Source organism: Bradyrhizobium guangdongense, assembly GCF_006483445.1.
Lineage (GTDB): Bacteria > Pseudomonadota > Alphaproteobacteria > Rhizobiales > Xanthobacteraceae > Bradyrhizobium > Bradyrhizobium guangdongense_A.
The window spans coordinates 31,910-44,506 of the sequence record NZ_PPPT01000105.1; the positions used below are offsets into that span (position 1 = coordinate 31,910).

Genomic DNA, 12,597 nt, shown 5'->3' on the forward strand with positions numbered 1-12,597 from the left:
CTAATTGCCGTCGGGCTTAAACTTTAAGGTTCTCTGCGGACGTCTTGCCCCGGTTTGCGATCTCTTCGTATTCGACCGTCTGTCCTTCGTTGAGGGTCGACAGACCAGCCTTCTGCACTGCCGAGATATGCACGAACACATCCTTGCCTCCCGACGCAGGCTGGATGAACCCATAACCCTTCGTCGGGTTGAACCACTTAACCGTACCTTTGGGCATCACGTCTTCTCCGCGGGTCTTCCTCCACGAGCACGAGCCGCCAGTCCCCGCAAACCGGCCGGCTCGGTCGTAACAGGATACGCGGAATGTTGCGGGCTTGATAGATCAAACCACAACGGCGTCAGGCCGAAAATCGCTCAACTTGACGGCGGTTTTGCCAGATTTGCCCGTTTCGCGATCATTTGACACATCCGCCGACCGCGACCCCTCAATAGGTCGCGGCCAGATAATCCACGATCTTGCCGACGTCGGCATCGTCGATCGGTGCGCCATAGACCTTGATCATTTTGGTCACCTCGGCCTGCCAAAAACCCTTCTTGTCCTTCATCGGCGGCTGCGTAACGACGTAGTCGACCGAGTGGCAGGCACTGCAATTGTTCTTGACGACATCGACGTTGGGGCCGGGCTTGAACGCCGCCACCTCGTCCGGGGTCTTGTAGGCGATCGGGGCGGCGGTCGCCGCACCGATGCAGGCGGCGAGTGCAAGGCCGAGCAGGGTGAGGGAGGTCCGATTCATGATCATGCTCCTCACGCTGCGGTCACGCGAACGGTTTCGACGACGTTGCGCAAATAGCCGGCCGGATTCCAGCGCGGCGTATCCGGCTGCGTCTCGCCGGCATTGCCGGTGGCGCGGACCTTGAGCTCGACCGGACCTGCCGCAAGCTTCACCGGCAGCTTCCATTCGCGGAAGGCGTATTTGCCGAGATCCTTGCCGAGTTTTGCATTCGTCCAGGTCTTGCCGCCGTCGGTGGAGACCGAGACCTCCTTGATGCCCTTGCCGCCGTCGAAGGCGATGCCGCGCAGCGTGGTGCTGCCCGCCTTCAGCTTGGCGCCGTCCGCGACGTTGGTAATGAAGGAGCGGATGGTGAAGCGGTTGATCGGGATCGTCGCCTTCGGGGCGGTGCCGGGCTCGATCGCATTGTTCGGCGTGTCGGGGATGCGATAGGCCGACTTCATCCAGAAGCCGTCATAGACGCTGTCGATGACGGTGATCTCGTTGAGATGCTTCATCCAGTAGGTGCCGTAATAGCCGGGCACGACGAGGCGCAGCGGAAAACCGTTGAGGAACGGCAAATCCTCGCCGTTCATGCCATAGGCCAGCATCACTTCGCCGTCACGAGCGTGGTCGATGTCGAGCGCCTTGACGAAGTCGGGCGTCTTGTCGCTGACCGGCCCGTCCATGCCGCCGAAGGTGACCTGCTTGGCGCCGGCCTGCACGCCGGCCATCTCGAGCACGGTCTTGAGCGGCACGCCGCGCCAACGCGCGCAGCCCATCGCGCCATTGGCGAGCTGGCCGCCGGCCACGCGCGGCTCGGAGAAGCCGCGGCTGTTGCCGGAGCATTGGTTGACGGCGACGATCTCGGTCGCCTTCATCTTGCGGATGTCCTTCAGCGACAGTTTCAGCGGCTTGTCGACCTTGCCCTTGACTTCGAGCGTGAACTTGTCGGGGTCGAGATCGTAGGGCAGGTCGGAAAGGTGATAGCGGACGAAGAACGCGTTGTTCGGCGTGATCGGTCCGTCGTTGAACACCGCGAACGGCGTCTCGAGCTGCGGCGGCCGGCTGGTGAGGCCGATCATCGGCCGCTTCTGCGGATACTTCACCAGCGGCCGTTCGCCGTTGGCGAAAGGCAGCGTCACGGTGTCGAGCGCCAATGCTTTGGTTGAGCCGAGGCCAGCGGCCAATGCAGTCAAGCCTGCTCCTTTGAGCAGGTCGCGTCTGTCGATCATTGTTTCTCCCCACGGAGCTTGTTCTCAGAGATTCGGGTCATCACCACGAACCCCGCACGCATCTGTTGCTTCCATCAGCGCGAAGTCAATTCGTGCTTTCGCAGTGTGCGCACGACGCTGCGTTGCAGCACGTCGAGGCTATGCGGCGACGAGATCGAGCTGTGGCTGCAGCGACGGTGCGCTCCCTCGCCCCGCTTGCGGGGAGAGGGTTGGGGTGAGGGGGAGTCTCCGCAGGGACGGTGAGAGTTGGATTCGCGGAGAGTCCCCCTCACCCGGATTGCATCTTCGATGCAATCCGACCTCTCCCCGCAAGCGGGGAGAGGTGAAGGGGGTGGCAGTCGTTACGCCGCTGCGCGCTCGGTGCCGTCAACGAGCGAGGTGAGCTGCCTGGTATCGCCGACCACGCGCACCACCATCGGTTCGTCGCGACCGCGGATCGCGACTTCCTGCGCCGGCAATGCTTCCTCGGCGAGGCCTCCCGTCAGCCGCACCTCGTCGGAGACCACGGCCTCGCAGGCGAGCGTCTTGGTCATGTCCTGCAGGCGCGCGGCGACGTTGACGGCGTCGCCGAGCGCCGTGAATACGATGTGATCGCGGTAGCCGATGTCGCCGATGATGACTTCACCGCCGTGAATGCCAATGCCGAAGCGGATCGGCTGGCGCAGATCGTGGCTGAGGAGCTGGTTGAGCTCGTCGACATGGACAGCGATGCCGGCGGCGGCCTTCAGCGCCTGGCGGCAGGCGGTTTGCGGGTCGGCCGTCAGTCCGAACAGCGCCAGCATGCCGTCGCCGACGAACTGGTTCGGCTGGCCGCCATTCTCCAGCACGGCTTGCGACACCGCCGCAAGGAAGCGGTTGACGATGAAGACGGTGTCGAACGGCAGCCGCTTCTCGGCGAGCTGCGTCGAGCCGCGCATGTCGACGAACAGGCTGACGAGATAACGCTCCTGGCCGATCCGCGCCGGCGCCGATCCCTGCGCGTTCGCCGCCAGCGTCTGCGGCATGAAGAGCTGGAAGAAGGAGAGATCGCAGGTCGGCCGCAACTGGCAGGCCAGCCGGATCGACGGATCGTTGGTGCCGACGCGCGTGAGCACGAAGGCTTCGCGCTGCGAGGGTTCGGGGAGGATGGCGTGATCGCCGATGATGCGGATGCGGCAGGTCGAGCAGCGGGCGCGGCCGCCGCAGACGCTGGCATGCGGCACGTTGTGGCGCAGGCTCGCCTCGAGCACGCTCAGCCCCTTGGGCACGCGCACCGTCTTGCCGTTGCCATAGGACAGCGCGATCATGCCGCCGCGCCGCTCGCGCAGCGCCCGCACGCCGCGTGCGAGCAGCACCACGCCGAGCAGGCCGAGATAACCCACGACAAGGCCGCCGCTGATGCGATCGAGCACCTTGTTTTCGGCAACCGTGCCGACCTGCTGCCGCGTATAATTCGTCTTGCGCCAGTCGGCATCGTCGCTGTCGGCGGCGACGCTGCGCCCGCCCTGGTAGACGCCGAGCATCGCCAGCGTCGGGATCAGCACGGCGGCCGCGAGCAGATAGGGCGCGGCGCGCGCGAAGAAGGGCTTCATGCGCAGCCAGAAGTAAATGCCGATGCAGCCGTGGACCCAGGCGACCACGAGCAAAATCGTCATCTGCCAGAGCCGGGCGGGCGCCAGGACGAAGAACAGATAGAGCTCCTGCGGGTAAAGCTTCTCGTGCCCGTAGATCGTCAGGCCGAGCCTGATACCGATCAGATGCGCCATGACGAGCAGGGGGATGCTCAGGCCCAGCACGAGCTGAAGCGGTTCGATCGTCTTCCAGCGAAACTCCCGGCGCTGATACAGCGCGAATACGCCGAGCCCGGCGTGGATCAGCGCGGCGCCGTAGAACACGATCGTGACGGGCAGGAACTGCCAGAACAGGGTGTGGTAGTAGACCCCGGCCTCCATGGCCTCGACCGAGATATTGCCGAGCGCGTGGTTGAGGAAATGGCTGACCACATAGGCAAACAGGATGACGCCGCAGACCAGCCGGATCTGGCGCGCGCTGGTGCCGTGGAGCAGGTCGGCTAGTCTGGTCTGAAGGGCGGCCATGGGCGTTTGTGTATCAGCTTGGTAAGGAGAACCGGTAGCGTAGAGTTTAATTCCCGCAGTGAACAGCGCCCGCGATCACTTGCGCGGCATGGGGCCGCACGTACGACTGTCGTCCCGGACAAGCCATGACAACGCGCAGGCGTTGGCATGGCGCCGATCCGGGACCCATAGCCACAGGCGGATATGTTGTGGGGACTCGGAGTTGCCAACTTCGCGCCGCAACGACTTCCTGTGGTTATGGGTCCCGGATCCGCGCTTCGCTCTAAGCAACGCTACGCGTTGCCCAGAGCTGCGCTTGTCCGGGACGACGGCGGAGTGGGAGACGCCGCCTGCCCCACATTGACTCCTCCCCCCAAGTCGGGGAAAAGCGCGCCCGTGACGACAGCCCCCGACATGCCAGCCCCGCCCGACGCCGCCGCCCGGCGGTCGCTCGTCATCGCCGTCGCCGTGATCGCTGCGATGACGCTGCTGCGCATCGTCTATGCCGGCGTCGTCGAGCTGCGCACCGACGAGGCCTATTACTGGACCTGGTCGAAGGAGAGCGTGCTGAGCTTCCTCGATCATCCACCCATGATCGCCTGGTTCATCCGCTTCGGCACCGCGATTTTTGGCGACACCACGCTCGGGGTGCGCTTCGGCGGTATTTTCGCGATGCTGGTAACGCAACTCCTGCTCGCCGACATCGTCCGCCGCGTCACGCATGATATGCGCGCGATCGTGTTCGCGGTGTTGATGCCGGAGGCCGCACTCTATTACGGCCTCTTGATGTCGAAGGTCTCGCCCGACATCGCGATGATCCCGTTCGCGGTTGCCATGATCTGGTCGCTGGTCCTGATGGCGCAGACCGGCGACGGCCGCTGGTGGCTGCTGGCGGGATTGTTTGCGGGGCTGTCGCTGCTGGCAAAATTCACCGCCATCATGTTCGCGCCGGCGGTGCTTGCTTTTGCGCTGGTGCCGGACTGGCGCTGGCGCTGGCTGCGCAGTCCCTATCCGTATCTCGCGGCTGTCATCGCCATCGTCCTCTTCTCGCCGGTGCTGATCTGGAACGCGCAGCATGATTGGGCCACGTTCCGCTTCCAGCTCGTGCGCGCCACCGCCAATTATGATTTCTCCTGGCGCACGCTCGGCGACTATATCGGCCTGCAGTTCGGGCTGGTCGGCTTCGTCATGCTGCCGGTGGTGCTCTCGGGCCTGACGCTCACGGCATGGCGCGGCTATCGCAAGCGGGAGCCGGTCGCGATCCTGCTGTCGACGGCGGTGCTGGTGCCGTTCCTCTATTTCCTCTGGAAATCGTTCACGCTGCGGGTCGGCGACACCTGGCCGATGTTCATGTGGCCGGTCGGCTTTGCCGCCGCCGCCATCAACATCGCGGTGCTGACGCGCGAGGGCTGGCCGGCCTGGATGATCAAGTCGACGATTTTCTGGGCCAATACCGCGGTCACGACAGGCATTGCCTTCGTCGTTCTCGTGTTCCTCTACTACGTTGCCGCGCCCTTCAACCTGCTCGGCAAGATCGATCCGATCGGCGGCGAGGCCGGTTACGAGCAGGTCGTCGCGCGCGTCGAGGCCGAGCTCGAAAAGACTGGCGCGACCTGGGTCGCGACAACGGATTACCGCACCTATGCCATGATGCGCTGGCTGCTGCGCGACCGCGTGCCCGTTGTTGAAATCAACGAGCGCGGGCGCTTCCAGGGCTTTCGCGATCCCGGCATGGACAGGATCCGCGACCATGCTGGCATCTATGTCGGCCGTTGGCCTGACAATTTTGCGCCGCTCTGGGAAACGATCCCGGCGAAACGCGAGCCGCTCGAGAAGGTCGAGCGTCGCTGGCGCGGCCTCGTCATGGACACCTACGCGCTGGAAAAGCTCACCGGCTGGACGCCGGAGCTGTCGCCGCCGAAGGATTCGCCGCTGTTCCAGTGGCGCGTGCTGGCTGACGTGACAACCTCGCTACGCCTCGTCATCCTTCTTCCGCAGCAGATCCGACGCCAGATCTGACAGCTTTGGCTGTGGCAGTGCCGCGAACGGCAGCGGGCGCGTGACGTCGATCGCGGCCAATCCGAGCCGCGCCGTCAAAAGGCCGTTGAGCACGCCTTCACCCAGCCGCTGCGAGAGTTTTGCCGCGATGCCGTGACCGAGCATCTGCTGCATCAGGCTGTCGCTTGCCGCCATGCCGCCGGTGATCGCGAGATGCGCGATGACGTGGCGGAGCAGGCGGATCATGCCGAGCGCGCCGGGCCGGCCGCCATAGAGCCGCGCCAGCTGACGGATCAGGCGCAGCGATGCCACGAACACGAAGAGAACATCGATCAGCGCGCGCGGCGAGACCGCCGTGACGATCGAGACCCGCTGCGCCGCCGTCGACACCAGCCGCCGCGCTTCGTCGTCGAGCGGCGCCATCAATTCGCGCTCGGCCAGCCGCACCATGTCGGCGCCGTCGATGATCTCACTGGTGTGACTTTGCAGCGCCGCGCGGGCGCGGGCGAGCTGCGGGTTCTGATGCGCGATCTTGATCAGGTCCTGCACGATGGCGCGGCTCTCCGCACGGTCGTCGCTCGCAAGCACGGCCGTGGCGCGCTGGTGCAATTTTTCGATGGTCGTAAGCCGCGCCAGGCCAAAGGCTTCGCGGCCGATCACGACGGCGAGCGCCAGCGTGGTGACGGATGCGAAGCCAAGCCCGACAATGCCGAGCGTTTCGCTGCGCGCAAACAGATCCTCGATCAGATGAACGACGCCGAGCCCGACACCGAGCAGCGTCAGGCCCGCAAGCCCGGACCAGAACAGCGTGCCCCAGGGAAAGCCGCGCCGTGCCGGAAGCTGCGCCTGAACCGGAACGGGCAGCAGCGCCGGATCGGACTCCGGCGTGATCTGGATCGTGCCGCGCGCTGCGCGGCTGGTCTCATCGGCTTCCGTCACGACGACGCCGGGATCGTCGAGGCGGAACGTCGCGGGACGCCGTGGCTCGGATCGGTCGTTCATTGCAATCGGTCTCCGATCAGGAACTGCAGGGCACGGTCAAGGCGGATGTGAGGCAGGGTCGGCTCGCCGTCGCCCTCGCGCTCGAGCTTTGGCGGGCGGAAGCGCAGAAAGCGGAAGTCGCTCTTTTCCGCGGCCGCTGTCGAGAGCCCGCGAAAAGTATCGGTGCCGTTGAACAGCGCCTCGGGATCCGCGGGCAGATCGCCGGGAAAGGTCGCGACCTCCGTGTTGCCGTCAAAGAATTCGCCGCCCGCGCTTTCGCCGGCCGCAGGCGTGCCGAGGATCGACGGCAGCTTGTCGCGGCCGCGCGAGACCTGCGCCTCGCGCGTGGCGCGCACCGCCGCCAGCGCCACCACGTCGATCTCGGCACCAGTGCTTTCCGCCCGCGTCACGGCGCCAGCCACCGCGCGGCGCAGCACGGCCTCGAGACGATCATGGCTCGAATGGTGCAAATGATCAGCCTTGGTCGCCGCAAACAGGATGCGGTCGATGCGGGGCCGGAACAGGCTGGAGAGGATGGTGCTGCGCCCGATGTGAAAGCAGTCAAGAATGCCGGCGAGCGCGGCTTCCAGATCGCGCAGCGCCTCGGGGCCGGAGTTGAAGGCGGAGAGCGCGTCGGCCAGCACGATCTGGCGATCGAGCCGCGCAAAATGATCGCGGAAGAACGGTCGTACCACGACGTCCTTGTAGGCCTCATAGCGCCGTACCATCATCGCCCACAGCGATCCCTCCGGCGCCTGTCCGTCGACGGGCACGGCGAGTGGCGCAAAGGTCAGCGCGGGTGAGCCTGCGAGATTGCCGGGCATCAGGAAGCGCCCGGGCGGCAACAGGCTCATCGCAAAGCGCTCGTCGCGGCAGGCACGCAGATAATCGGTGAAAAGCTTTGCTGCCGTCAGCGTCGCCTGCTCGTCCTCGCGCTCGTCCGGCCTCAGGGTCGCCAGATGCGCGTGCCATTCGGCGGCAAGATGCGCGCGCGGCTTTTCGCGCGACAGCGCCAGGCTTTCCGCCGACCATTGCTCGTAGCTCTTTTGCAAGAGCGGCAAATCGAGCAGCCATTCACCGGGATAGTCGACGATGTCGAGCGTCAAGGTGCGATCCGCGCCGTTCTGGCGCTGGTAGTCGATCACCAGGCGGAGTTCGCTGATGTCGGTGGTCGAGGTCGGCCAGCGCCGCTCCTCGATCAGCGCGCGCAGGTGGCTCTCATAGGCAAAGCGCGGCACGGCATCGTCCGGCTGCGGCGCCAGATTGGCGCGTGCGATCCGCCCCGAGGCATAGGCCTCGAACACCGGAAAGCGGCCGCCCCGGGTCAGCCCGTGGATCAGCGCGGTAATGAACACGGTCTTGCCGGCGCGCGACAGGCCCGTGACGCCGAGCCGCACCGTCGGATTGAAAAAATGCTCGCCATAGTCCAGCAGCGCCCGGGCCGACAGGCGTGCCTCCTCGACCATATCCTGGAAGGTAAAAGCCATGTGTGAAGCAGATCTCGTGACGGCGGGCGCTGATGGCGTAGACTGGTCACAAAAGTGGCAACTGTCCGACGAAAATCAAGCTTCATACTTCCACCGCGTTTTGGGGCGAACCAGCCGTTGAACGTGGCGTTAACTGCGAAAGACCAATATTGAATCGTCTCCTCGTTGCGTGTGGGCAGGCATGAGCGTTTTCAGGCTGAAACAACTGGCGTCCACCTCCCTGCATGCCGCGGCGGATGCCTTCCACTGGAATTACGACCGTGCCGAGCTGATCGCCGACGGCGTGATCCATGCGATCGGCGTGCTCTCCGGTATCGTCGCCGCGACCGTGCTGGTGGTGTTGACCGTGGTCTATGCGAGCGCGATCGATATCGTCGGGGTGTCGATCTACGTCGCCGGCCTGCTGTCCATGCTGGTCTTGTCGGCGACCTATAATCTTTGGCCCGTGTCTCGCGCCAAGTGGGTGCTGCGACGGTTCGACCATTCCGCGATCTATCTCCTGATCGCGGCGACTTACACGCCGTTCATCCTGGAACTGAAGGACAGCACATTCGCGCTCGCGCTGCTCGTCGGCGTCTGGTGCGTCGCGATTCTCGGCATCGTGCTCAAGCTCGTCTTTCCCGGCCGCTTCGACCGCGTCGCGGTCGGCATCTACCTCGCGATGGGCTGGAGCGGCATGATGCTCTACGATTCCGTGGTGAAGGCGCTGCCGGCCATGGCGCTGTGGTTCGTGGTCGCCGGCGGCGCGCTCTACACCTGCGGGGTAATTTTTCACGCCTGGCAGCGGCTGCGTTTCCAGAACGCGATCTGGCATGGCTTTGTCTTGGCCGGCGCGGCATGCCATTATACCGCGGTGCTCGATCTGGTCCTGAGCTGAGCACGACATAAGAAACTCAATCTCAAGGGAGAGTCGGATGCAGGTTGCCGGCAAGGTCGTGGTTGTCACCGGCGGCGCCAATGGCATCGGCAGGGCGCTGTGCGAAGCCTTTCACGAGGCGGGCGCGGCCAAAATCGTGGTCGCGGATATGGACGCCGCCAACGCGCGAGCGGTCGCGGCAACAGTGGACGGTGCCGCCTTCAAATGCGACGTGGCCCAGGAAAAAGACATCTTGCACGTCATCGAGGAGACCGAGCGGCAGTTCGGCCCCATCGCGCTGTTCTGCTCCAATGCCGGCATCGGCGGCGGCTTTGATCCGATGTCGGTCAATGCCGGCGGTGCCTCGGACGAACCCTGGCAGCGCAGCTGGGCGATCCACGTCATGGCCCATGTCTATGCCGCGCGACACCTCGTTCCCCGCATGAAGGTGCGCGGCGGCGGCTATTTCCTCAACACCATTTCGGCCGCGGGCCTCTTGTCGCAGGTCGGCAGCCCCGCTTATTCCGCCACCAAGCACGGCGCGGTCGGCTTTGCCGAAAACCTCGCGATCTCGCACAAGGCCGACAACATCAAGGTCTCGATCCTCTGCCCGCAGGGCGTCGACACCAACATGCTGCGCGGGATCCCCAAGGGTCCGCAATCCAGCGACGGCAATCTGTCGCCCGAGCAGGTGGCGAAAGACGCGCTCGTCGGCATCGAGCAGGAAACATTCCTGATCCTGCCGCACCCCCAGGTCCTCGGCTACATGCGCAAGAAGACCGAGAACTACGACCGCTGGATCGGCGGCATGGCCAAGATCCAGGCCAAGATGCGGGAAGATTTTGGGAAGTGAGCGTGAGGTCATTCCGGGGTCGGTGCTGCGGCCCATCCCGGAATGACGCGAGACGGGCAAGCCTGCGTCCTCACCTCGGCGGTACCTACTATGTAGCTCAGGCTGTCCTCGGCCGTTCGCAACTCGCTGTCGAACCGTAGTTCTACCGGGCGGCCCCAAGCCCGAATATTTACCATTTGTCCCCCTACTGCACGGGTTCGGGGGAATTCTTCATGTTGAACCGTTTGACCATTTCCGTGCTGCTCAAGTCGGTCATTGCCGTCATGGCCAGCTGCGTGACGATCTTCCTGCTCATGACGGCCTGGGAGTCCTGGGGGCGGCTGCAAGCCGCCGCGCGGATGTCCATCATTGCGGAGGCTTCGGAAGGCGCGTTCAAGGCGATGCACAATTTGCGGACCGACCGTGCCACCACCGTCCAGACCTTGAACGGCGAGCCTGCGATCGACGCCTCTGCAGAGAAGGCGCTTCGCGACTACCGCGACACCGAGAATCCCGCAATGAGGTCGGCCGCCGACCTCAGCGCGCAGGTCGAGTTCGCCGAGAAGAGCACGTTGCTTCCCACCCTGAATCGCCAGATCGAGACCCTGAAGAAACTCCAGGCGGAGACCTGGGAAGCGATGAGCAAGTCCAAGGCCACGCGACGGCCTGAGCTTGCCAAGGAATATACCGACGCCGCGACGGCGCTGCTGCAGACGCTCGACAGGACGTCGACGCAGTTGACCGCAGCCGTGAACCATATGGATCCCGTGGTCGATCAGTTGCTCGCGATCAAGCAGCTTGCCTGGCTGGTGCGCGACTCCGGAGGTCAGGCCGCGCTGCAGCTTTCGCAGGCGTTCGCCACCGGCCGCCTGCCGCCCGAAGCGCGCCAGACCTATACGAGATTCCTCACCGGTGCAGAGTTCAGCTGGAATGCGCTTGAGGCCCTGGTGGCGGGACTGCAGCTGCCGCCGAATCTCGTCAAGGCCATGGCCGCAGCGAAGTCGGGCTATTTCGATTCCCAGCATCTGGCGGGCTCCGAGAAGCTGCTCAATGCGGCGATCGCAGGCGAGCCGCTCGGGCTGACATCGGGCGAATGGCGCACGGGTGCCGTCGCGCGCCTCGGTACGGCGGTTGTGCTGGCCGAAGGTGCATTGGCCGAAGCCAAGAGCTACACCGCGGCACTCTGGGCTTCGGCGCAGCGCGCCCTGATCCTGAACCTGACGCTCCTGATCTCTTTCGTTGCGCTGGCGGTCGGCAGCATGGTGCTGGTCGGCCGTCGCGCCATCACGCCGCTGCACAATATTCGTGACGGCATGCTGAAGGTTGCCGCCGGCGACCTCACGGTGGATGTCGGTTATGGCGAGCGCAAGGACGAGATCGGCGCGCTGGCCGGTGCGCTGGCGACGTTCAAGCAGCAGGCCGTCGAGAAGGCGGCGATCGAGCAGCACGAGCGCGAACGCAACGCGGCTGCCGCGAGCCGGCAGCAAACCATCACGCAGTCGATCGGCGAATTCGAGAGCCAGGTGCGCGGGACACTCGAGCAGCTCAGTGACGCCTCCAACCAGATGCGGACGACGTCGGACGGCATGTCTGCGGTGTCGACCGAGACCAACGCGACGATCCAGGTCGCTGCCAAGGCTTCGGGCGAGGCGTCGGTCAATGTGCAGAGTGTCGCGTCGGCCGCGGAAGAGCTGAGCGCGTCGATCAACGACATCTCGAGGCAGGCCTCTCACGCCGCGTCGATCGCCAGCCGCGCCGTCAATCAGGCCCGTGCGACGGACGGCACGGTCCAGGGGCTGGCGCAGACGGCCAATCGCATCGGCGAGGTCGTCGGGCTCATCAATGACATCGCGTCGCAGACCAACCTGCTGGCGCTGAATGCAACCATCGAGGCCGCGCGCGCCGGCGAGGCGGGCCGCGGCTTCGCGGTGGTGGCCTCCGAGGTCAAGTCGCTCGCCAGCCAGACCGCGAAGGCGACCGAGGACATTTCGGGCCAGATTGCCGACATCCAGAAAGTCGCTGGCGAAGCCATTCAGGCGATCCAGACGATCGGCGGCATCATCGGCGAGGTCAATGAAGTCGCAACCGCGATTGCCGCAGCGGTCGAGGAACAGGGCGCGGCGACCCAGGAAATCACCCGCAGCACGCAGCAGGCTGCGCAAGGCACCAGGAACGTCTCCGACAATATCGTCGGCGTCAGCGCCGGCGCGGATGCGACGGGGGCGGCGGCGCAGAACGTCAAGACCGCCTCGGAGATGGTGGCGCTTCAGGCCCAGCAGCTCCGCGGCCAGGTCGATGCCTTCCTGGGACGAATTCGCGCAGCGTAGAGCGTTTTCCAGCGAAGTGGATGCCGGTTCGCGTCAAGAAAACGCGTCAAAACAAGAATCTAGAGCTCCGTTCCGATTCCATCGGAACGGATAAAGCTCTAGCAGTCTGCTGAAAAA

10 protein-coding genes are annotated in these 12,597 nt (G+C 64.9%); 4 read left to right on the forward strand and 6 right to left on the reverse strand.

Annotation, left to right across the window (positions count from 1 at the left end; all coding sequences use genetic code 11):
- Positions 1–16: 16 nt before the first annotated feature.
- The 4 genes from C2U70_RS15445 to C2U70_RS15465 form a co-directional block, all read right to left on the reverse strand.
- Positions 17–217: a cold-shock protein gene (locus C2U70_RS15445; protein WP_027527932.1), complete on the reverse strand. Its 201-nt coding sequence runs from the start codon at positions 215–217 to the stop codon at positions 17–19.
- A 208-nt stretch (positions 218–425) separates the two neighbouring features.
- Positions 426–734 carry a cytochrome c gene (locus C2U70_RS15450; RefSeq protein ID WP_433960679.1) on the reverse strand — a complete coding sequence of 103 codons (309 nt, stop codon included), beginning with the start codon at positions 732–734 and terminating at the stop codon, positions 426–428.
- 11 nt (positions 735–745) lie between these two features.
- Entirely contained in the window at positions 746–1,945 is a 1,200-nt protein-coding gene (locus tag C2U70_RS15455) for a molybdopterin-dependent oxidoreductase (protein ID WP_140979235.1), read from the reverse strand.
- A gap of 341 nt (positions 1,946–2,286) precedes the next feature.
- Positions 2,287–4,020: an adenylate/guanylate cyclase domain-containing protein gene (locus C2U70_RS15465; RefSeq protein ID WP_140979238.1), complete on the reverse strand. Its 1,734-nt coding sequence runs from the start codon at positions 4,018–4,020 to the stop codon at positions 2,287–2,289.
- Positions 4,021–4,413: 393 nt separating this feature from the next.
- Here C2U70_RS15465 and C2U70_RS15470 point away from each other — a divergent pair, with 393 nt between their 5' ends.
- A complete protein-coding gene (locus C2U70_RS15470; RefSeq protein WP_140979255.1) occupies positions 4,414–6,018 on the forward strand; it encodes a glycosyltransferase family 39 protein in 1,605 nt (534 codons plus the stop codon).
- On the opposite strand, the gene C2U70_RS15475 is transcribed toward C2U70_RS15470, so the two are convergent.
- Both C2U70_RS15475 and C2U70_RS15480 read right to left on the reverse strand, forming a co-directional pair.
- Complete coding sequence (locus tag C2U70_RS15475; RefSeq protein WP_140979240.1) at positions 5,971–6,999, reverse strand: YcjF family protein; 1,029 nt, start codon at positions 6,997–6,999, stop codon at positions 5,971–5,973. The genes C2U70_RS15470 and C2U70_RS15475 overlap by 48 nt on opposite strands.
- Positions 6,996–8,465, reverse strand: coding sequence for a YcjX family protein (locus C2U70_RS15480; protein ID WP_140979242.1), 1,470 nt, complete (start codon positions 8,463–8,465; stop codon positions 6,996–6,998). Before C2U70_RS15480 ends, C2U70_RS15475 begins: the two co-directional genes overlap by 4 nt.
- Positions 8,466–8,646: 181 nt before the next feature.
- Between C2U70_RS15480 and trhA the strand changes: the two genes are divergently transcribed.
- The 3 genes from trhA (at position 8,647) to C2U70_RS15495 (ending at position 12,480) form a co-directional block, all read left to right on the forward strand.
- Positions 8,647–9,342, forward strand: a complete 696-nt coding sequence (gene trhA, locus C2U70_RS15485) for a PAQR family membrane homeostasis protein TrhA (protein ID WP_140979243.1) — start codon at positions 8,647–8,649, stop codon at positions 9,340–9,342.
- A gap of 37 nt (positions 9,343–9,379) precedes the next feature.
- Entirely contained in the window at positions 9,380–10,174 is a 795-nt protein-coding gene (locus tag C2U70_RS15490) for an SDR family oxidoreductase (RefSeq protein WP_140979245.1), read from the forward strand.
- Positions 10,175–10,386: 212 nt separating this feature from the next.
- Positions 10,387–12,480, forward strand: a complete 2,094-nt coding sequence (locus C2U70_RS15495; protein WP_140979247.1) for a methyl-accepting chemotaxis protein — start codon at positions 10,387–10,389, stop codon at positions 12,478–12,480.
- The last annotated feature ends 117 nt before the right edge of the window (positions 12,481–12,597 follow it).

Coding starts and splice junctions, on each gene's coding strand:
- C2U70_RS15445 (WP_027527932.1), bottom strand. CDS start 217: ATGCCCAAAGGTACGGTTAAGTGGTTCAACCCGACGAAGGGTTATGGG.
- C2U70_RS15450 (WP_433960679.1), bottom strand. CDS start 734: ATGAATCGGACCTCCCTCACCCTGCTCGGCCTTGCACTCGCCGCCTGC.
- C2U70_RS15455 (WP_140979235.1), bottom strand. CDS start 1,945: ATGATCGACAGACGCGACCTGCTCAAAGGAGCAGGCTTGACTGCATTG.
- C2U70_RS15465 (WP_140979238.1), bottom strand. CDS start 4,020: ATGGCCGCCCTTCAGACCAGACTAGCCGACCTGCTCCACGGCACCAGC.
- C2U70_RS15470 (WP_140979255.1), top strand. CDS start 4,414: ATGCCAGCCCCGCCCGACGCCGCCGCCCGGCGGTCGCTCGTCATCGCC.
- C2U70_RS15475 (WP_140979240.1), bottom strand. CDS start 6,999: ATGAACGACCGATCCGAGCCACGGCGTCCCGCGACGTTCCGCCTCGAC.
- C2U70_RS15480 (WP_140979242.1), bottom strand. CDS start 8,465: ATGGCTTTTACCTTCCAGGATATGGTCGAGGAGGCACGCCTGTCGGCC.
- trhA (WP_140979243.1), top strand. CDS start 8,647: ATGAGCGTTTTCAGGCTGAAACAACTGGCGTCCACCTCCCTGCATGCC.
- C2U70_RS15490 (WP_140979245.1), top strand. CDS start 9,380: ATGCAGGTTGCCGGCAAGGTCGTGGTTGTCACCGGCGGCGCCAATGGC.
- C2U70_RS15495 (WP_140979247.1), top strand. CDS start 10,387: ATGTTGAACCGTTTGACCATTTCCGTGCTGCTCAAGTCGGTCATTGCC.